Origin of the sequence: Microbacterium sp. CH12i (assembly GCF_000685355.1) — a bacterium.
Classification (GTDB): Bacteria; Actinomycetota; Actinomycetes; order Actinomycetales; family Microbacteriaceae; genus Microbacterium.
Map to the genome: position 1 here is coordinate 76,975 of NZ_JHET01000002.1, position 18,555 is coordinate 95,529.

At 64.5% G+C, this 18,555-nt stretch carries 19 protein-coding genes and 1 pseudogene; 9 read left to right on the forward strand and 11 right to left on the reverse strand.

What is annotated here, in order from left to right:
- Nucleotides 1-8: 8 nt before the first annotated feature.
- Both DC31_RS18975 and DC31_RS02145 read right to left on the reverse strand, forming a co-directional pair.
- Entirely contained in the window at nucleotides 9-443 is a 435-nt protein-coding gene (locus DC31_RS18975) for an EamA family transporter (protein ID WP_235201271.1), read from the reverse strand.
- 35 nt (nucleotides 444-478) lie between these two features.
- Nucleotides 479-1,084, reverse strand: a complete 606-nt coding sequence (locus tag DC31_RS02145; RefSeq protein WP_036276450.1) for a glucose-6-phosphate isomerase family protein — start codon at nucleotides 1,082-1,084, stop codon at nucleotides 479-481.
- A gap of 98 nt (nucleotides 1,085-1,182) precedes the next feature.
- Here DC31_RS02145 and xylB point away from each other — a divergent pair, with 98 nt between their 5' ends.
- The 5 genes from xylB to DC31_RS02165 all read left to right on the forward strand — a co-directional run bounded on the left by xylB (nucleotide 1,183) and on the right by DC31_RS02165 (nucleotide 5,625).
- Nucleotides 1,183-2,688 carry a xylulokinase gene (gene xylB / locus DC31_RS02150; protein ID WP_036276453.1) on the forward strand — a complete coding sequence of 502 codons (1,506 nt, stop codon included), beginning with the start codon at nucleotides 1,183-1,185 and terminating at the stop codon, nucleotides 2,686-2,688.
- Entirely contained in the window at nucleotides 2,688-3,647 is a 960-nt protein-coding gene (locus tag DC31_RS02155) for a phosphoglycerate dehydrogenase (protein ID WP_081813685.1), read from the forward strand. Before xylB ends, DC31_RS02155 begins: the two co-directional genes overlap by 1 nt.
- A gap of 40 nt (nucleotides 3,648-3,687) precedes the next feature.
- Entirely contained in the window at nucleotides 3,688-4,356 is a 669-nt protein-coding gene (locus DC31_RS02160) for a hypothetical protein (RefSeq protein WP_235201272.1), read from the forward strand.
- Between the two features lie 79 nt (nucleotides 4,357-4,435).
- A complete protein-coding gene (locus tag DC31_RS18980; RefSeq protein WP_235201273.1) occupies nucleotides 4,436-4,639 on the forward strand; it encodes a hypothetical protein in 204 nt (67 codons plus the stop codon).
- Nucleotides 4,636-5,625 (forward strand): phosphotriesterase family protein, encoded by a 990-nt coding sequence (locus DC31_RS02165; RefSeq protein ID WP_235201274.1) that lies wholly within the window; start codon nucleotides 4,636-4,638, stop codon nucleotides 5,623-5,625. The genes DC31_RS18980 and DC31_RS02165 overlap by 4 nt, the downstream gene beginning before the upstream one ends.
- Before the next feature lie 95 nt (nucleotides 5,626-5,720).
- On the opposite strand, the gene DC31_RS02170 is transcribed toward DC31_RS02165, so the two are convergent.
- From DC31_RS02170 to DC31_RS02185, 4 genes are all read right to left on the reverse strand, one after another.
- Nucleotides 5,721-6,722, reverse strand: coding sequence for an ABC transporter substrate-binding protein (locus DC31_RS02170; protein ID WP_036276456.1), 1,002 nt, complete (start codon nucleotides 6,720-6,722; stop codon nucleotides 5,721-5,723).
- Between the two features lie 146 nt (nucleotides 6,723-6,868).
- Complete coding sequence (locus tag DC31_RS02175; protein WP_036276458.1) at nucleotides 6,869-7,900, reverse strand: ABC transporter permease; 1,032 nt, start codon at nucleotides 7,898-7,900, stop codon at nucleotides 6,869-6,871.
- Entirely contained in the window at nucleotides 7,900-9,402 is a 1,503-nt protein-coding gene (locus DC31_RS02180) for a sugar ABC transporter ATP-binding protein (RefSeq protein ID WP_036276460.1), read from the reverse strand. Before DC31_RS02180 ends, DC31_RS02175 begins: the two co-directional genes overlap by 1 nt.
- Before the next feature lie 179 nt (nucleotides 9,403-9,581).
- The gene (locus DC31_RS02185; protein WP_036276461.1) at nucleotides 9,582-10,451 is read right to left on the reverse strand and encodes a sugar phosphate isomerase/epimerase family protein; all 870 of its coding nucleotides are present in this window, start codon (nucleotides 10,449-10,451) and stop codon (nucleotides 9,582-9,584) included.
- A gap of 163 nt (nucleotides 10,452-10,614) precedes the next feature.
- Between DC31_RS02185 and DC31_RS02190 the strand changes: the two genes are divergently transcribed.
- Nucleotides 10,615-11,619, forward strand: a complete 1,005-nt coding sequence (locus tag DC31_RS02190) for a LacI family DNA-binding transcriptional regulator (protein WP_036276463.1) — start codon at nucleotides 10,615-10,617, stop codon at nucleotides 11,617-11,619.
- 24 nt (nucleotides 11,620-11,643) lie between these two features.
- On the opposite strand, the pseudogene DC31_RS18990 reads toward DC31_RS02190, so the two are convergent.
- The 3 genes and pseudogenes from DC31_RS18990 to DC31_RS02200 all read right to left on the reverse strand — a co-directional run bounded on the left by DC31_RS18990 (nucleotide 11,644) and on the right by DC31_RS02200 (nucleotide 14,335).
- Nucleotides 11,644-12,086: pseudogene (locus DC31_RS18990) on the reverse strand (RbsD/FucU family protein).
- Nucleotides 12,073-13,053: an aldo/keto reductase gene (locus DC31_RS02195; protein WP_036276878.1), complete on the reverse strand. Its 981-nt coding sequence runs from the start codon at nucleotides 13,051-13,053 to the stop codon at nucleotides 12,073-12,075. The pseudogene DC31_RS18990 and the gene DC31_RS02195 overlap by 14 nt, the downstream one beginning before the upstream one ends.
- On the reverse strand, nucleotides 13,040-14,335 hold the full coding sequence (locus DC31_RS02200; protein ID WP_036276466.1) for an L-fuconate dehydratase: 1,296 nt from the start codon (nucleotides 14,333-14,335) through the stop codon (nucleotides 13,040-13,042). The genes DC31_RS02195 and DC31_RS02200 overlap by 14 nt, the downstream gene beginning before the upstream one ends.
- A 145-nt stretch (nucleotides 14,336-14,480) precedes the next feature.
- On the opposite strand from DC31_RS02200, the gene DC31_RS02205 reads away from it, so the two are divergent.
- Both DC31_RS02205 and DC31_RS02210 read left to right on the forward strand, forming a co-directional pair.
- Complete coding sequence (locus DC31_RS02205) at nucleotides 14,481-15,341, forward strand: fumarylacetoacetate hydrolase family protein (RefSeq protein WP_036276468.1); 861 nt, start codon at nucleotides 14,481-14,483, stop codon at nucleotides 15,339-15,341.
- Nucleotides 15,338-16,090 carry an SDR family NAD(P)-dependent oxidoreductase gene (locus tag DC31_RS02210; protein ID WP_036276880.1) on the forward strand — a complete coding sequence of 251 codons (753 nt, stop codon included), beginning with the start codon at nucleotides 15,338-15,340 and terminating at the stop codon, nucleotides 16,088-16,090. The genes DC31_RS02205 and DC31_RS02210 overlap by 4 nt, the downstream gene beginning before the upstream one ends.
- A 97-nt stretch (nucleotides 16,091-16,187) precedes the next feature.
- Here the strand turns inward: DC31_RS02210 and DC31_RS02215 are convergent, their stop codons facing one another.
- A complete protein-coding gene (locus DC31_RS02215) occupies nucleotides 16,188-17,069 on the reverse strand; it encodes an amidohydrolase family protein (protein ID WP_051606328.1) in 882 nt (293 codons plus the stop codon).
- 47 nt (nucleotides 17,070-17,116) lie between these two features.
- Between DC31_RS02215 and DC31_RS02220 the strand changes: the two genes are divergently transcribed.
- A complete protein-coding gene (locus DC31_RS02220) occupies nucleotides 17,117-17,794 on the forward strand; it encodes a FadR/GntR family transcriptional regulator (RefSeq protein ID WP_036276886.1) in 678 nt (225 codons plus the stop codon).
- A 3-nt stretch (nucleotides 17,795-17,797) separates the two neighbouring features.
- On the opposite strand, the gene DC31_RS02225 is transcribed toward DC31_RS02220, so the two are convergent.
- The gene (locus DC31_RS02225) at nucleotides 17,798-18,469 is read right to left on the reverse strand and encodes a transaldolase family protein (RefSeq protein WP_036276471.1); all 672 of its coding nucleotides are present in this window, start codon (nucleotides 18,467-18,469) and stop codon (nucleotides 17,798-17,800) included.
- Nucleotides 18,470-18,555 lie beyond the last annotated feature (86 nt).

Consider the following 18,555-nt stretch of genomic DNA (forward strand, 5'->3'; position numbering starts at 1 on the left):
GAACGCGATCAGGCACCCAGGACGCTCCGACCGGTGGGCTTCTCGCCGCGTCGCATCCAGAGCCAGAGCACGACGGCGATCGGCGCGGTGTACTCGATGAGGAGGGCGAGTCCGACGTCCATCACGGCGACAGCCTGGAAGTAGAACAGCTGCGTCGCCGTCACCGCGAGCAGCCCGTAGGCGGCGATGATCCCGACGTTGCGGCGCAGCAGGCGCCACCGACCACGCAATGCGGCGACGGCGGGGATCAGCAGCACGAGAGCTGCGACCCAGATCCGCACGGTGACCGCAGCACCCGGCGTCCATCCCGCGTCGATGAGTCCGCGCGCCCACGCGCCCGACATCCCGAAGGAGAGCGCCGCTGCGATCGCGAGCGGGAGCCCGAGTCGCAACCCTGGCCGCGTACGGGCGTCATCTGCCACAGCATCCATGATCGATGACACTATCGTCCACCTCGTCAACAGTGCCGAGGTTAAGGTCAGGTCGCCTGATACCCGGTGTGATCCGGGTTATCCTTCAGTACCCAGCCGTCACCATCCGCGACGACGAGGTTCTTCATGCCCCCGGCCTCGGCGATCACGGCGTAGTCCTGCCCGGCATCCGCCGCATAACAGAACAGGGTGACGAATGGCTCATCGCCAACGTTCACGCTGCGGTGGATCCAGTGCCCCGGAACATCGACGGCCTTGCCGGGGGTCAGTTCAATGGCGGAGGTCTGCCCGTCCAGCGTCTCGAGCAGCATCACACCGCGCCCGCTCAGGCAGTAATACAGCTCAGCACGATCGGCGATCGCATGCAGGTGGCCGCGGGTGACGGCGAACTCCTCGCCGTAACGACCCGGTAGCAGTGCGCTTGTCCCGACGATCAGCGATCCGGGACCCTCCTGGTAGCGGTGGTCATCGACCCAGTAGACCAACTCGTCGACGCCACGCTCGCCGACGACATCCTGCCACGCCTGGTCATCGCGGTAGACGCCATCCATGTCTCCCAGAAACTTCTCATAGCGGCGCGAGCGCCCTTCGATGCCGCCCTGCGGCGAGATCTCCAGCAGAGTGGGAATGTCCACGACGGGATGGGTGCTCACGGTGCTCTCCTCGAACTTGTACTTACATGTCTTGTAATTACAGGTATACTCCAAAACAGCACGATCCGGAACCGCAATCACCGAAGCAGGCACGAACTGTGATCATCGCCCACGACCTCGGCACGACCGGGAACAAGGCCTCACTGCACCATGACGATGGCCGTCTGGTCGCCTCCACCACCGTTGGATACCCCGCGCATTTCGCCGCCGGCGGCGTCGCGGAGCAGAATCCGAACGACTGGTGGGATGCCGTCGTCTCAGCCACCCGCGAGCTCCTCTCCCGCACCGGCATAACGCCGGCCGATGTCACGGGTCTGGTCGTCAGCGGCCAGATGATGGGCGCCGTCCTCCTCGACGCCGCGGGCGTGCCCGTGCGCCCGGCGATCATCTGGGCCGACACCCGTTCGGGTGCACAGCAGCGCGAACTCGAACGCGCGCTCGGCGCCGAGCACGCCTACAAAGTGCTCGGACATCGACTGAACCCGACCTACTCGATCGAAAAGGTCATGTGGGTGCGCGACAATGAGCCAGAGGTCTGGGCCCGAGTCCGCCGTTTCTGCGTGGCAAAGGACTACATCGTCCAACAGCTCACCGGCCGCCTTGCCACCGATCGCTCCGACGCCTCCGGCACGAACGCCTACGACCAGCGGAAGGGCGACTGGTCCGAAGAGGTCCTCGCAGCGGCCCGCCTCGACCGCACATTGTTCCCAGAGATCCTCGACTCGACGGCCATCGCGGGCGTGCTGACGGATGCCGCGGCATCCGCACTGGGCCTCCACACCGGCGTGCGCGTGGTGATGGGCGGCGGCGACGGGCCGATGGCGGCCGTCGGATCCGGGATCGTCGCACCAGAGGACGGCGCGTACGTGTGCCTGGGCACCTCGTCGTGGATCTCGTTCGCGAGTGATGCTCCGCTGCACGACGCGAAGATGCGCACCTTCACGTTCGACAACGTCGTGCCGAACAGCTTCGTCCCCACCGCAACGATGCAGGCCGGTGGCGGCTCGATCCAATGGATCTCAGAAGCACTCTCCGCCGACCCGAAGCATCCCGAGACTGCGCGACTGACCGCCGATGCGGGCAGCGACCTCGACACTGAGGATCTCTACTTCCTCCCCTATCTGCTCGGCGAGCGCTCCCCCATCTGGGACCCCAACGCCCGCGGCGCCTTCCTCGGCATCGGCCGCCACCACACTCGCGAACACCTTGTGCGCGCCGTGCTGGAGGGAATCGGATTCAATCTGCTCACCAGCATCCATGCGTTCCGCGAATCGGGCGCCATGATCGACCGCATCGATGCTGTCGGCGGCGGCGCACAAAGCGATGCGCTGCTCGCGATCCTCGCCGATGTGTGGGGCGTGACCGTACGCCGCCGCACGATCGTGGAGGAGGCAAACAGCCTCGGTGCCGCGGTAACCGGCGCGGTCGGTCTCGGACTCGCCGATTTCTCGGCGGCACGCGCGCTCAGCGAGGTGACAGCAGAATTCACACCGGATGCTGCTCGCCACGCCATCTATGCCAAACGCCACGACCGTTTCACTTCGGCATACGACGCCCTGGCACCCTGGTTTGCCGCAGCGCCAACAGCAGACGGAGCACACTGATGGGAATCATCCTCGCCACCAGCCGCTCATTCTCGGACGGCTCGCTCGACCTCATCGCTCGCGCGCAGGATGCCGGGCACGAGATCGTCCGCGGCCCCGCACACCACGACCTCATAGACCTCGCTCCCCTGCTCGCGACGGCGGATGCCTGGATCGCCGGCACTGGACCGGTGACCGACGCGCACCTCGCCGCCGCCCCGAACCTCAAAGTGATCGCGCGCTACGGCGTCGGCACTGAGGCGGTAGATCTGGCCGCGGCTGAGGCCCGCGGCATCCTGGTCACCAACACCCCCGGCGCGAATGCGGATGCCGTCGCCGACCACGCGATCGGACTCATGCTCGCAGCCCTCCGGACCATCCCCGACGGCGACCGCCGGGTACGCCAGGGCGACTGGAGCGTCCGGCGCGGCCGCGAACTCGGAGCCGCGACGGTGGGAATCGTCGGCTTCGGTCGCATCGGTCAGGGCGTCGCACGGCGCTTGGGCGGGTTCGGCACGCGCGTCATCGCCGCCGACCCGTACTTCCCCGCTGACCGCATCCGCGATCTTGGCGCAGAGCCGATGCCACTCGACGAGCTGTTCCAGACTGCCGATGTCATCACGCTGCACGCTCCTGGTGGGCAGCGACTCGTCGACACCGCCCGTCTTCTGACAATGCGTCCTGGCACCGTCATCGTCAATACCGCCCGGCCCGACTTGATCGATGAGCAGGCTGTCGCCGCAGCGCTGAACGATGGACGCCTCGCCGGCTACGCCGCAGACACGCTCGACGGCGACACCGCGGCATCCGGCAGTCCACTTCTCGCTGATGACCTCGCCGACCGGGTGATCGTGACCCCGCATCTCGGCGCTCAGACCACGCAGGCCGTCGACAACATGGGCTCGTACTCGCTCGACGATGTGCTCGCCGTGCTCGCGGGGCGCGAGCCCCGGTTCCCCGTTCACGCTCCGGCCGTGTAACGGCGATATTCGCGACCTGAACTCACCCGAAAGGCTCCCCATGACCACCGCTTCCACCCCAGCTGCAGCCGATTCCACTGCCGACTACATGGGCTTCGTTGGCGTGACTACCGGTTCGTCGTCGATCATGCAGGTCTTCCCCCTATGGGCCGACATCCTGGGTCTCCCCACGCGCACCCTGATCGGCCACGATCTGCCGATGGATGCCACCCCCGAGCAGTACCGCGCGCTCGTCGAGCAGATCCGTGATGACCCCCACCACCGTGGCGCCCTGGTCACCACGCACAAGATGAATGTGTACGCCGCGGCATCCGATCTTTTCGACGAACTCGACCCGTTCGCGGTGTCGTGCTCTGAGATCTCGAGCATCGCGAAGCGCGGCTCCACGCTGTCCGGCCGCGCCAAGGATCCGATCACCGTCGACCTGGCACTCGGCGACTTCCTGCCCGCTGATTACTTCACGACCACGCGCGCCGAAGTTGTCATTCTCGCGCCGGCGGTTCGGGCACAGCTCTCAGTTGGGCACTCGCAGAACGCGGCGATGCCCCGATCAAGATCACGATCACCGCCCGCGATGACGAAAAGCTCGAGCACCTGCGCGAGGTGCACCGCCAGCACGGCACGCGTGAAGGACTCATCGAGTACGTCCGCACCGATACTCCGCAAGACGCCGCCGCAATCGTCGCCGCGGCGCCCAAAGGCTCGTTGATCGTCAACGCCACCGGCCTGGGCAAGGATCGTCCTGGCTCCCCGCTGCCCGACGACATCGTTTTCCCCGAAGCGCCTACGTGTGGGAATTCAACTACCGCGGATCGCTGGAGTTCCTGCACCAGGCACGCGCGACCGAGGCTGCGCGCGTGCTGCACGTCGTCGACGGGTGGCGCTACTTCATCCACGGTTGGTCACAGGTCGTCGCCGACGTTTTCGAACTTCAGCTCACGCCCGATATCGTGGAACAACTCGCACAGTCGGCGGAGTTCGCACGACGATGACAGCAAAGGCGGAAGCGCACATGACGGCGATCCGCACCGTTCTCGGCGATATCGACCCAGCTACCCTCGGTCCGACGAACTACCACGAGCATCTCTTCCAGGTCACCCCGCTCCTTGTGGGCGATGAGCTTGACGACGAAGCCGCTTCGGGTGCTGAGGCCGCACTGATGCAGACCAGCGGCTTCGCCGCGATGGTGGATGCCACCCCCTTCGGCCTCGGGCGCAATCCCGAAGCCCTCGCGCGCATCAGCAAGACAGCCGGTCTGCACATCGTCGCCACCACCGGGCGGCACCGCGAGGCGCACTACGGCGACGATCATCCGATGCAGGTGTGGAACGTCGAGCAGCTGACGACACTCTTCGTCGCCGACCTCACCGCAGGCATGGCAGCCAACGACGCCGAGATCTTCGAGACCCCCGATGTCACGGCCGCACGCACGTCGAAGGGTGCTCCTATCCGGGCGGGGCTACTCAAGGGCGGCATCGACTACTGGCGCATCAGCCCATTCGAGCGCACCACGCTCGACGCGCTGGCCGCCACACACCGCAAGACGAATGCGCCGATCATGGTGCATCTGGAGTTCTGCACCGCGGCGCACGAGGTTCTCGATCTGCTGGCGGCAGAGGGCGTGGCATCCGATCGTGTCGTGCTCGCGCACGCCGACCGCGATCCCGATGCCGCCCTGCATGTCTCGCTCGCCGAACGCGGCGCCTACCTCGGATACGACGGCTTCGCGCGCCCGCGCACCCGCAGCGATGCCGAACTATTGGCGCTGACCGAGCAGGTCGTCGATGAGGCAGGAGCCGATCGCATCCTGCTCGGCGGCGACGTCGCGCGCCGCACCCGGTACATCTCCTATGGCGGCATGCCCGGCCTCTCGTACCTCGGCGACCGGTACCTGCCGCGCCTGCGCGACGCCATCGGCGATGAGGCGGTCGAGCGGATGCTGGTCGCAAACCCCGCCCGCCTGCTCACTCTGGGCTGAGGCATCCGCCCGCACTCGTCCAGCGGCGTCACGCGTGCACTGACACGAAAGCGGTCCCCCACCCGAAGGTGAGGGACCGCTTTCGTATGATCAGATCACTCGTAGAGAACTGCAGCGATCTTCGGGTCTTCGATGTTCTTGGCGTCGTACCAGTACGAGCCGGTGTCGTAGAACTTCTCGACCGACTTGCCGTTGGCTGCATCGTACGCGGCCTGAACGACCTGTGCGCCGATGCCGATCGGGTCCTGCGTGATGGCGCCGGCCATGGTGCCGTCCTTGATGGCGTTGATCTGTGCAGCACCGGAGTCGAAGCCGATGATGGTGATCTTGCCCTTTTCCAGGCCGAGCTCGTTGACAGCGTTCACAACACCGATGGCCGAGCCTTCGTTGGTGCCGTAGATGCCCGCGAGGTCGGGGTGCGCGGCGATCATGGCCTTGGCGATGTCAGCCGACTTCAGGTGGTCACCGTCGCCGTACTGGATGTCGACGATCTTGATGTCGGGGTAGTCAGCCTCGATCTTGTCGACGAAGCCGTCGCGACGCTCGACACCGGTCGAGTTGATCTGGGAGTGACCAACGATGGCGACTTCACCCTTGCCGCCGATCAGCTCTGCCATGTGCTCTGCTGCGAGGGCGCCAGCAACCTTGCTGTCAGTGGCCGACAGGCTCAGGCCCACGTCACCGTTGCAGGGTGCGTCGAAGTAGACGACCGGGATGTCCTTGGCCTTGGCCTGCTCGAGTGGAGCAACGCACGCCTCGGGGTCGAGGGCTGCGTAGGCGATGGCATCCGGGTTCTTGTCGATTGCCGTCGTGAGCATCTCGAGCTGCTGAGCAACCTCGGTCTCGGCGGCAGGGCCCTCGAACGTGATCTTCACGCCGAGCTCGGCGGCCTTGTCTTCGGCGCCCTTCTTCACGGCCTGCCAGAACTGGTGCTGGAAGCCCTTCGAGACGAGGGCGATGTACATTTCGCCGTCAGTGCTGCCGCCGCTGGTGCCAGCGCCCTCATCGACGACGTCGCCGCCGCCCGCGCATCCTGCCATCACAAGCGCGGATGCGGCCACGAGTGCCGCGAATGCGGTCTTCTTGCCAAATCGCATGGAAACTCCGTTGTTCTGTGTGTGGTGCCGGCCTTGCGGCCGACTCTGTGTGGACATTCCGGTGGTGTGCCGGTGCGGATCGCTCCGCGGTTTCGGCCGAGGCCGATCGTGTGGCGGCAGGTACGGGAATCGCCGCCACCCGATGATCAGGTGCGCTGGCGGTTTCGCAGCGAGTCGAGGAACACGGCGAGCAGCACGACGACGCCGACCACGATGTTCTGCCATTCGGTCTGGATCGACATGATCCGCAGGCCGTTGACGAGGACGCTCATGATCAAGGCGCCGATGACGGTGCCGATGATCGAGCCACGGCCACCCAGCAGCGAGGTGCCACCGATGATGACGGCGGCGATCGCCTGCAGTTCGTAGCCGGTGCCGATCTGGGGCTGAGCCGAGTCAAGGCGTGAGGCGATGACGATGCCGGCGACACCCGTGAAGGCACCCGAGAACATGTAGACAAGGATCGTCCAGCGGCGAGTGTTCACACCCGACAACCTGGTCGCTTCCTCGTTCGAGCCGATCGCGAACGTGTAGCGGCCGAGAAGCGTCTTGGAGAGCACCACGTACGCGACGATCGCGAGCAATGCGGTGATCAGCACCGCATTCGGGATGCCGGGGATGATCATGCCGAGTGCGATCTTCTTGAAGTCCGGAGCGGATGTCGAGAAGTAGATCGGGGCGACGTTGGAGATGACCAGCGCGAGTCCACCGGCGATCATCATCATCGCGAGCGTGGCGATGAACGGCGGCAGGCGCAGGAAGGTCACGTTCACGCCGTTGACGAGTCCCATCAACACACCGGTGCCGATGCCGCCGATCACGCCGACCCAGACGGGAAGGCCCATGTTCGTGATGATCACACCGGTCATCACCGCACACAGCGCCATGCCCGTACCGAGTGACAGATCGATGCCGCCGGTGATGATGACGAAGGTCGTGCCGAGGGCCAGGATGCCGATGACTGCTGTCGACAGCAGCACCGTGGCGATGTTACTGAAGGTGAAGAAGCTCGGGCTCGCGATCGAGAAGAAGATCACCAGGACGATGAGCGTCCCGAAGGCCAGCGACTGCTGGACCTGACGCTTCAGAAAACCTCGGACATCACGCTTGCTGGTGTCTTCGGTGACGGCCTGCTGGATGACGGTAGTCGTCTCTCCGGACTGCTGTGGGGTGCTCATCAGTCTTCCTCCCCGTGGGCTGCTAGTTGCATGATCTTCTCCTGGCTGGCTTCTTCGTTGCGGAGCGTTCCGGTGATTCGACCGTTCGCAAACACCGCGATGCGGTTGGCGACACGCAGAATCTCGGGAAGCTCCGACGAGATGACGATGATGGACTTGCCGGCGTCAGCGAGCTGCTGCATCAGTCGGTAGATTTCTTCCTTCGCGCCGACGTCAATGCCTCGCGTCGGCTCATCGAAGATGAGGATTTCGCAGTCGCGCATCAGCCAACGGGCGATAACAACCTTCTGCTGGTTTCCACCAGACAGCAATTTGACGACCTGGTTGACCGAGGGCGTCTTCACTCGCAACTGCTGCACGTACTCTTTGGTCTGGTTCTTGGCCTTGTTGTCGCCCATCCAACCGATCGCGTTCGCGTAGCGGCCGAGAGATGCCAGCACGGTGTTGAACGTGACATCCTGCTCGAGCATCAGCCCCAACTGCTTGCGGTCTTCGGACAGGTATCCGACACCGCGCTTCACAGCATCTTCTGGCTGACGAATCTTGGCGTCTCTGCCGTTGATCGTGATCGTCCCGCCGGAACGAGGATCAGCGCCGATCACAGCTCTGGCCGTCTCGGTGCGTCCCGCGCCCATGAGGCCAGCGAAGCCGAGGATCTCGCCACGGTGCAACTGGAAACTGACGTCCTTCAAGAGCGCCTTCGTCGACAGGTTCACGACGTCCAAAACGACGGGGTCGTTCTGGTGGTCATGAGCCGTCGGACGGGTTCCTTCATCGATTACGCGGCCAACCATCATCTCGATGATCTTCGAGACGCTGATCTCTTGTTTCTCCAATGATCCGATGTATGACCCATCTCGGAGCACCGACACCCGATCGGCGAGCCGCTTGAGCTCATCCATTCGGTGCGAGATGTAGACGATGCCAGTGCCGCGCGCCTTCAACTGCTCGATCAGCACGAACAGCGTCTCGACCTCACTGTCGGTGAGTGCCGAGGTGGGCTCGTCCATGATGAGCACCTTGGCGTTGAACGACAGCGCCTTGGCGATCTCGACCATCTGCTGCTTGGCAACCGTGAGCTCGCCGACCTTCTGGCGAGGGTCAAGATCGATGTCGAGCCGCTGCAATAGTTCGGTCGTCTGCCTGTTGATCCGGCGCTCGGACAGCAAAAGCGCTGAGGTGGGTTCGCGACCGATGTAGATGTTCTGTGCGACCGTGAGGTCGGGCATCAGGTTCATCTCCTGATGGATAATCGTGATGCCGAGCTGCTGCGCCTGGAGCGGACTCGTGAGTTCGACTTCCTGACCTTCGAAGACGATCGTGCCCTCGTCGCGCGTGTAGATCCCGGACAGGATCTTCATGAGCGTCGACTTGCCGGCACCGTTCTCGCCCACGAGGACGAGCACCTCGCCCGAGTGCACCTCAAGGTGTACATCCTTGAGTGCCTGCACCCCAGGAAATCCCTTGCTGATGCCTTCCACCCGGAGGATCGGATCGCTCATCTACTCACCTGCTTCCTTGAAGGTCGTGTATGCCCTCTGCCCGAGTGACGAAAACCGCGCACTTTAAACATCGGATCAATTCTGTACCAGCATCCATGGAGATGCAAGTTGTATCTAAATGTACCTACTCAACCGCGGAAGCGGAAGACCTGTAATAACAAGTTCATCACAAGTACGGCTCAGTGCAGGCGAATCGAGTCCACTGCGACGAGCTTGTCGCGGATGAATGCGTTCGCGTGCGCACCCAGCTCGACATTGTCTGTCCATAGGTTCCGCCAGATTCCGAGCATGCGACTGAGGTCAGGAGCAACCACCGCAGACGAGAACGACTCGAACACGATCGGGCCCTGGAAGTCGATGCGCCCGAGCGCCTTGAAGAAGTTGTCGAAATCGACGGTGCCGGTGCCGAGGTAGCCGCGGTGACTCTCGCCGATGTGCACGTAATTCAACTTCGCTGCAGTGTCGAGAACCGGCGCGAACATATCCGACTCCTCGATATTCATGTGGTAGGTGTCGAGATGCACACCGAGGTTCGGGCGGTTGACATCCGCTACGTAGGCGAGCGCCTGCCTGCCCGTGTTGAGCACGTTGCTCTCGTAGCGGTTGACAACCTCGAGCGACACGGTCACGCCGCGCTCGCTCGCATGATCGGCAATCTTCGCGATCGTCTGCTTGCTGCTGACCAGCCCCTCCGGAGTGACCGGATCCATGTACTTGCGCATCGCACTGTAGATCACGCCGCAGAAGTGCTCGCCGCCAAGTTCCGCGACGATGTCGACAGCGCGCAGAAGCAGCGCTTCACCTGCCGCGACCACGGCGGGGTCGGCACTGGTGATGTCAGTCGCCTCAGACAGACCGAGCGACGCACTCACAGCGAGACCGTGCTCTTCGATGGCCGCCTTGGCTGCGGCGACGTCGAAGCTGAACGGGTCCATCAGAGGGAACTCGATCAGGTCGAAGCCGGCCGCCTTGGTCTTTTCAACCGCCAGGCGGATGCCGTCAGCGTCGAATGATCCTGTCCAGACCAGACCGTGGCAACCAATTTTCATCGAGATCGAACCCCTTTGTTGTCGCCTCAATTGGCACGTTGCAAATCGAAGTGTGATCCCAGGCTAAGAGCACATGGGCACAGTGTCAAGGATTAATTGTCACGTGCCAATCGGCTCGGATATGCTGAGCACTCCGCCGCATCCGACAACATCGAGGGGCACGATGACCGCCAGCGTAAAAGACGTCGCCGCCGTCGCCGGGGTGTCTTCGTCGACGGTCTCGAACTACCTGAACCATCCGCACATGCTGGGCGAGGCGACCCGCAAGCGCGTGCGGGCAGCGATCGAGCAGTTGCGTTTCGTCCCCAACGAGTCTGCTCGACAGTTGCGTGCCGGATCCAGCAAGGCCCTCGCGCTGATCCTGCTGGATGCGTGGCTCCCCTACTTCAACGAACTCTCACGGGGTGTCGAAGAAGTCACACGCGAAGGCGGGTGGTCGCTGTTCTTCAGCAACAGCAATCGTGATGGCGAGCAGGAGCTACGCAATATCGAAATGTTCGAGAAGCATCGTGCGCAGGGCATCATCATTTCTCCACTCGGCGATGTCACTCCACGCCTCGAGCAACTTGCCGATCGTGGCATCCGCTCGGTGACCGTGGGACCCGCGCACGACTCGACCAAGGTCGCTTCGGTGCTCTTCGATGATCGTGGCGGTGCACGGTTGGCAGGCGCGCATCTGGTCGGTCTCGGGCGGCGCCGAATCGCGTTCATCGGCGACCCGCAAAGCGTCGTCCAGGTCGCTGAGCGCCTTGCTGGCCTGCAGGATGCCGTTGCCGACAGTGGCGCGCAGGTGTGGGTGATCCCGACCAAAGGGCTGTCGATTGCAGACGGACTGAGCGCGGCAGAGACCGTGCTGGCGCGGCCTGTCGAGGAGCGGCCGGATGCGGTCTTTGCCGGCAACGATATGGTGGCAATCGGCGTGCTCACCCAACTACTCCGGCACGGCGTCTCCGTACCGGAACACATCGCACTCGTGGGCTTCGACGACGTAGAACAGGCCAGCCAGACGGTCGTGCCGCTGACAAGTGTGCGCCAGCCGGGTTACGAGCTCGGCCGCGCCGCTGGCGCCTTGCTGCTGCAGCAGCTTGCTGACCCCACCGCGCCGCTTCCTGCCACGCAAGAGTTTCCGGCCACGCTCGTGGTGCGCGAATCAACAGTCCGCGCGTGAGCGTGTCTTGCCGCATGAGCGGGCTCACGCAGAGGCGTGCCCGACCACACCCTTGCGCAGCAGCGCGTTGCCGTACTTGCGCGTCTCGCCGGTGCGCACGATGAGGTACGCGGTCTTGGCGACGCGTAGTAGGCGAAGCGCTCGACGAATCGCGTGGTCTCGACCGTCGTCCCCGCCGCGGCCATGAGTTCTTGCTGCACGTCGAGCACTTCGGCGTCGGCCGACTCCATCAGGTCAAGCCCCGGTGAATCATCGAGCGGGATGACGGTGCGAATCGCCGCCAGGACCTCAGGGGTCCTAGTCCCCGGCAGATCGATCGCGCGTTCGCCGAGACCCCACGCCGGGAAGTGCGCATCAGCAATCACGACAGAGTCGGAGTGACCCATTCGATCCAGGTGCAGCAGGAGCTCGCCGGTCAGCAGCGGGTTGATTCCTTCAAGCATTGGCTCCTCCTCAGGGCCGAGCATCCGTCGGTGATGCCGGGATCAGTCCATCATCGGCGAGTTCCGACCAGAACGCTTCGGAGATTTCCAGCGCTGCGAGCTCGGCGTTCTGCCGCACCTGTTCGGGGCGCGAGCTGCCGAGCACGACCGAGCGCGTCGCTGACTCCCGCAGCGGGAACTGGATAGCGGCAGCGGGCAGCGGCACATCGTGCGCGCGGCATACCGCAACGATGCGCTGCAGGCGATCCCACACGTCGTCGGGAATCCCGCCGTATTCGTAGCGGCCGTCGCGCGTCGGTTCTGCGTTGGCAAGCAGGCCGGAGTTGAAGACGGATGCCGCGACCACTCCGGTGCCGCGTTCGTGACACGCGGGCAGTACATCGACGGCGGCGGGCTGCTCAAGCAGCGTGTACCGACCAGCGATCATGACGATGTCGAGGTCAGCTTCGCGCACGGAACGAGCCAGCGCCTCGCTCGTCATCGCCCCGACGCCGATCGCACCGACGGCACCCTCCGCACGCAGCTGCTCGAGCGCAGGGAACGCCGAGTCAATCGCGAGCTGCAGGTCGTTGCGCTCCGGATCATGCAGATACACGAGGTCTATGCGGTCAAGACCCAGTCGCTCATGTGATTCCTCGAGCGATGCGCGGATGCCGTCAGCAGTGAAGTCCCACACCCGCTGCAGATCATTCGGGACGTAGAAGTCGTTGTCGGTGTCGAGGCCGCCGTTGAAGTCAGGGTTCGGGCGCAGCAGACGCCCGACCTTGGTCGAGAGCACAAATTCGTCCCGCGGTTTCGTCTGCAGGAAGGCGCCGAGGCGCCGCTCTGAAAGGCCGAGGCCGTAGTGCGGGGCGGTGTCGTAGTAGCGGACGCCGCTCTCCCATGCGGCATCCAGCACCGCCCACGCCTCGTCGTCGGTGAGTGCGCGGAAGAGATTGCCGACGTTGGCCGCGCCGTAACCGAGAGTGGGAAAGGTCTCAGTCAACGACATGCGCACCCGTCCAGGTGTACTTCGCGATGGTCTCGGCCTTCATCTCCATGCTCGCTCCAGGTGCAGTGGGCGCCATGTATGAGCCGCCTTGGATGTCGGTCGGAAACACGAAGTGCTCGTGCAGGTGATCGACGAACTCGATGAGGCGCCCTTCGCGGGTGCCGGTGACGGCAACGAAGTCGAACATCGACAGGTGTTGCACGGCCTCGCAGAGGCCGACGCCGCCAGCATGCGGGCAGACCGGTACGCCAAACTTGGCGGCGAGCAGCAGGTTGGCGATGTTCTCGTTCACGCCGGCGACGCGCACGGCATCGATCTGCATGACTTCGATCGCCTTCGCCTGCAACAGCTGCTTGAAGATCACGCGGTTCTGCGCGTGCTCTCCGGTGGCGACTCGGATCGGCGCGATGCCACGAGCGATCTCGGCGTGACCGAGCACGTCATCCGGGCTTGTCGGCTCTTCCACCCAGGCCGGGTTGAACTCGGCGAGCGCGTTCACCCACTCGATCGCCTCGGAGACCTCCCAGCGCTGGTTCGCGTCGATGGCGATCGGGAAGTCTGGCCCACACACTTCGCGGGCTTTGCGGAAGCGGCGAATATCGTCGTCAAGGTCCGCGCCGACCTTGAGCTTGATCTGAGTGAAGCCGTCGGCCATTGCCTCACGGGCGAGGCGCTCCAGTTTCTCGTCGGAGTAACCGAGCCAGCCCGGGCTGGTCGTGTACCCCGCATAGCCGGTGGCGAGCAGTTCGGCTTCGCGCTCGGCGCGACCAGGCACGGCTGCGCGCAGAATCTCCAGCGCGTCCTCGGGGGTGAGCGCATTGGTGAGGTAGCGGAAGTCGACCAGCGAGACCAGCTCTTCCGGCGTCATCCGGGCAAGCAACTGCCAGAGCGGAAGACCGGCGCGCTTGGCTTTGATGTCCCACAGCGCGTTGATCACGGCGCCGATCGCCATGTGCATGACGCCTTTCTCCGGGCCCAGCCAGCGCAACTGCGAGTCGCCGATGATGTCACGGAACGTCGTACCCATGTCGTCGAGCAGCGGTTCGATCTCACGGCCGACGAGGTGTCCGGCGAGCGCGTCGATCGCAGCGACCTGCACGTCGTTGCCACGACCGATCGTGAACACGAAAGCGTGCCCTGAGATGTCGTCAGCGGCGTCGGTGCGAATCACGACGTAGGCCGCCGAGTAGTCGGGGTCGGGGTTCATCGCGTCCGAACCGTCGAGGCTCAGTGACGTGGGAAAGCGGATGTCAGTCGTCTCAAGTGCGACGATACGGCTCACGGGGTTCCTCTCCGCGTGCAGACGGAATTTTCTGCACGGATCTCTTGGAGTGTAAACATCGGATGTCTATACTGTCAATCAGACGTGCCGTCACTCGACGACTCTCAGACGAGACACACGCAGACGAAGTAGAAGTAGGAGAACCATGAAGTTCGCGCGGCTTGGGGCCCCTGGGTCCGAGATCCCCGTCCTGGTCGAGGGGGAGCGTCACTTCGACCTTCGGTCTGTGACATCCGACGTCAACGGGGACTTCCTCTCCGGTGAGTTCCGTTCCCAAGTAGCAGCTGCGCACGCTGCAGGCAGCCTTCCCGAGCTGGAAGGGGCATCCGATCTGCGCATCGGTGCGCCGATCGCTCGACCGAGTGCGGTCATCTGCGTTGGCATGAACTACGCCGCGCATGCAGCAGAGTCTGGCGCCGAGCCGCCGAAGATTCCGATCATCTTCCTCAAGACGCCGAACACCGTCGTCGGACCGAACGACAACGTCACGATCCCACGCGGCAGCGAGAAGACCGACTGGGAGGTCGAGCTCGGCATCGTGATCGGCGCCCGTGCCGCGTACCTCGACTCGCCTGAAGAAGCGGATGCGCACATCGCCGGCTACGTCGTCGCGAACGACGTTTCGGAACGAGACTTCCAGATGGCAGTCTCCGGCGGACAGTGGTCCAAGGGCAAAATCGCCGCGGGCTTCAACCCGACCGGCCCGTGGCTGGTCACCCCGGACGAGGTCGACGTCAACAACCTGAACCTGAAGAGCTTCGTGAACGGCGAGCCGCGTCAGGACTCGAACACCGCCGACATGATCTTCGACGTGCAGACCATCGTGCATCACCTCTCGCAGTATGTGACCCTCGAGCCGGGCGACCTCATCCTCACTGGCACTCCGCAGGGCGTCGCGTTGTCGGGTAAGTACCCGTATTTGAAGGCAGGCGACATCGTCGAGGTTTCCATCGATGGACTCGGTCGCCAGCGTCAAGAATTCGTTGCATGGGAGGCAACACGATGAACGCACCACTGGAAGGACTCGTCGCCATCGTCACCGGTGGTGCCTCCGGCATCGGCGCATCCGTCGCCGCTCGCCTGCATGCCGATGGCGCGCAGATCGCCGTACTCGACCGCGACCCCTCGAATGCCGATGAGCGGTTCGCCGCCTACGCTGCCGACGTCTCCGACCGCGCCAGTGTGGATGCCGCGGTCGCTGCCGTCGCCGAGAGATTCGGTCGCATCGACATCGTCGTGAACAACGCGGGTATCGGCGCCGTAGGCGACATCACCGCGAACGACGACGACGAGTGGGCCCGCGTGCTGTCCGTGAATGTCACCGGCATCGCACGTGTGACTTCAGCCGCGCTCCCGTGGCTGCGGAAGTCACCCGCAGCAGCGGTATGCAACACGGCATCCATCGCCTCCACGACCGGGTTGCCTGCCCGCGCGCTCTACAGCGCATCAAAGGGCGCGGTCACGGCGCTCACCCGTGCCATGGCCGCAGATCACCTGCGCGAGGGCATCCGGGTCAACTCCGTGAACCCCGGCACCGCCGACACCCCCTGGGTGGGACGCCTGCTCGGTCAGGCTGCCGACCCAGATGCCGAGCGCACCGCCCTCGAGGCACGCCAGCCACATGGTCGCCTGGTCTCACCCGACGAGGTTGCCGCAGCCGTGGCATACCTCGTGAGTCCGGCCGCTGGCTCGACCACCGGCACGTCCATCGAGGTAGACGGCGGCATGGCGCAGTTGCGCCTGCGCCCGGAGTAGCGCGCGCCTCAGGTCGCGATTCCTGCCGCTTGAAACGCGGAATTCCGGCAGTTATCGCGACCTGAACAATGCTGGCCCCAACAATGCGGGCCCCGTCTCAGTCGAGCCCGTAGAAACCTGCGCCATTGCGCCACATGATCGCGTCGACGTCGAGCTCGCGTGATGCGGCCCAGGATGCCACGGCATCCGTCCACGAGCTGATCATCGTGGCATCCAGCGCGTCATCCCCGACTCCTGATGCCCCGACCGCCGACACCGGCCAGTCGCTGCCGACCATCAGACGGCCCGCGCCGAACGCGTCGAGCGCGACATCGAAGAACGGCTCCATCTGCCGGGCACTCCACGTACCACCGGCTTCGGCGGGCAGACCGGAGAGCTTGCAGAACACCTGTGGATGCGTGGCCAGTGCCGTCAGAGCATCCATCCATTCCGTCGAGGGCACGGCGGCCTCTGTCGCGGTACCGACCACGGGCTTTCCAAGGTGATCAAGCACGATCCGTAGGTCAGGGACGTCCGTCGCCAACGCGATGACATCGCGCAGCTGGGCAGCGCCGCGGACGCACGCATCGAAGGTCAAGCGTCGTTCGGCAAGTGCGGCGGCACCGGCGCGAAACTCTGCCGATCCGGCTAACCCTGCAGGCTCCCCCTGGAGCAGGTGCCGCACCCCGACGACGAGCGGATGCTGCGCCACGGCATCCAGGTGCTCTACTGATTCGGCACCGCGGTCGAGGCGCGCACCAGCGACGATTCCGCGCACGCCCACCCGCTCTGCGAGCGAGGCGACCCATTCGACCTCGTCGAGGGTCTGGTGCTCGGCGCAGTCGGCCTGAACAAAGACAAAAGCGCGCTCGCCGTCGACGGCGCCCACTGCCGCGGCGAGCTCTGTCTCGGCAAAGCGCGCTCGCAGCGGACCCTCGAGCCAGGGGTACTCCAATATGGCAGGATCCCAGAGGTGCAAGTGTGAATCGAGAATACGCATCCCGCCATCCTGCCGTAGACATCCGATCAATAGCTAGAATGGCGATCATGGCTGTCACCGATGAAGCGATCGAAAAGATCAAGGCGATGATCGTTTCTGGCGAGCTCTCCCCCGGGGATCGCCTCCCGCCGGAGAAAGAACTTGCCGAGCGGCTCGGACTGTCACGCAACTCGATGCGCGAGGCGGTGAAGGCTCTCGAGGTCATCCGCGTGCTCGACGTGCGGCGCGGCGACGGCACCTATGTCACGAGCCTTGAGCCGCACCTGCTGTTGGAGGCGATCTCATTCGTCGCCGATATGCACGACGATGATTCGCTCCTCGAGATCTTCGCGGTGCGCCGGATGCTCGAATCCCAGGCCACCGGGCTTGCCGCCACGCTCGGCACCGCTGATGCCATCGCCGCACTCCACGAGGAGCTCGACACCGTCGGCGCAGAGGTCACGATCGATGACCTCGTCGCGCACGACATCCGCTTCCACCGTGACATCGTGCAGATGACCAAAAATGCCTATCTCTCGAGCCTCATCGAGAGCCTCAGCGGACAGACTGTGCGTGCGCGGGTCTGGCGCGGACTCACCGAGCAGGGCGCTGTCGAGCGCACGCTCTCCGAGCACCGAGCGATCGCCGATGCCATCGCACAGCACGATCCGAACCTTGCGACCTCACTTGCCACCGCGCACATCGCTGGCGTCGAGCGCTGGCTGCGCCAGGCTGCGAGCAACTGACCCTCAGGCGCCGATGCGGCCCATCGCCGCCTCGAACTCCGCCGCCGAGCTGTCGCTGACAGCGTGGAAGAGCAACTGATCGAGCACGTCGGGTGCTGCGGTGAAATACGGCACGCCTGCCAGCCGCAACGAAGTGATGTCATCGGGCGAGCGCAGGCTCGCGGCGAGCACATTAGTGGCGCTTCCGGCGCACACGGCCTGCATCTTCGGAATCAGTGCGTCACCGTCGACACCGCCATCGCGCAGCCGTCCAAGGTAGGGCGCGATGTAGTGCGCACCGATGCTCGCTGCGGCGAGCGCTTGCGCCACCGAGTACACCGCGGTCACCAGCACCGTCGCGCCGCTTGACACCAAGGCGGATGCCGCGGCAAAGCCCTCTGCCGTCGCGGGAACCTTGACCGCGACGCGATCACCGAGTCCGCGAATCATCTCGGCATTGCGCAGCAGCTCGGCACGCCCTGTTCCCCAGGTCTGGAAGAAGATCTCCTTCGCGCCCTCTGCAGCCCAACGCGCGTAGAGATCGGGAATCTCAGCGGCGGTGCGGCCACCGCGCTCGAGGATCGTCGGATTGGTCGTCACGCCGTGCACGACTCCGGCATCCAACAGTCGGGAGACCCGCTCGAGGTCAGCGCTGTCAACGTAAAGGCGCGGGGCAATGGCAGCGACATTAGGCATGGGATGAACTCCTTGAGGGCGACCTGTCGTTACAAGTGCCGATTCGGCTAATGTAATGACAGGACACGGCGATGTCAAAGAAGGCG

Excerpts from the sequence above, each read along its gene's own strand:
- DC31_RS02160 (WP_235201272.1), top strand. The coding sequence starts at position 3,688 with ATGACCACCGCTTCCACCCCAGCTGCAGCCGATTCCACTGCCGACTAC.
- DC31_RS02170 (WP_036276456.1), bottom strand. The coding sequence starts at position 6,722 with ATGCGATTTGGCAAGAAGACCGCATTCGCGGCACTCGTGGCCGCATCC.
- DC31_RS02225 (WP_036276471.1), bottom strand. The coding sequence starts at position 18,469 with ATGCCTAATGTCGCTGCCATTGCCCCGCGCCTTTACGTTGACAGCGCT.
- DC31_RS02195 (WP_036276878.1), bottom strand. The coding sequence starts at position 13,053 with ATGTCGTTGACTGAGACCTTTCCCACTCTCGGTTACGGCGCGGCCAAC.
- DC31_RS02205 (WP_036276468.1), top strand. The coding sequence starts at position 14,481 with ATGAAGTTCGCGCGGCTTGGGGCCCCTGGGTCCGAGATCCCCGTCCTG.
- DC31_RS02215 (WP_051606328.1), bottom strand. The coding sequence starts at position 17,069 with ATGCGTATTCTCGATTCACACTTGCACCTCTGGGATCCTGCCATATTG.
- DC31_RS02220 (WP_036276886.1), top strand. The coding sequence starts at position 17,117 with ATGGCTGTCACCGATGAAGCGATCGAAAAGATCAAGGCGATGATCGTT.
- DC31_RS02155 (WP_081813685.1), top strand. The coding sequence starts at position 2,688 with ATGGGAATCATCCTCGCCACCAGCCGCTCATTCTCGGACGGCTCGCTC.
- DC31_RS02180 (WP_036276460.1), bottom strand. The coding sequence starts at position 9,402 with ATGAGCGATCCGATCCTCCGGGTGGAAGGCATCAGCAAGGGATTTCCT.
- DC31_RS02190 (WP_036276463.1), top strand. The coding sequence starts at position 10,615 with ATGACCGCCAGCGTAAAAGACGTCGCCGCCGTCGCCGGGGTGTCTTCG.
- DC31_RS02185 (WP_036276461.1), bottom strand. The coding sequence starts at position 10,451 with ATGAAAATTGGTTGCCACGGTCTGGTCTGGACAGGATCATTCGACGCT.
- DC31_RS02175 (WP_036276458.1), bottom strand. The coding sequence starts at position 7,900 with ATGAGCACCCCACAGCAGTCCGGAGAGACGACTACCGTCATCCAGCAG.
- DC31_RS02165 (WP_235201274.1), top strand. The coding sequence starts at position 4,636 with ATGACAGCAAAGGCGGAAGCGCACATGACGGCGATCCGCACCGTTCTC.
- DC31_RS02210 (WP_036276880.1), top strand. The coding sequence starts at position 15,338 with ATGAACGCACCACTGGAAGGACTCGTCGCCATCGTCACCGGTGGTGCC.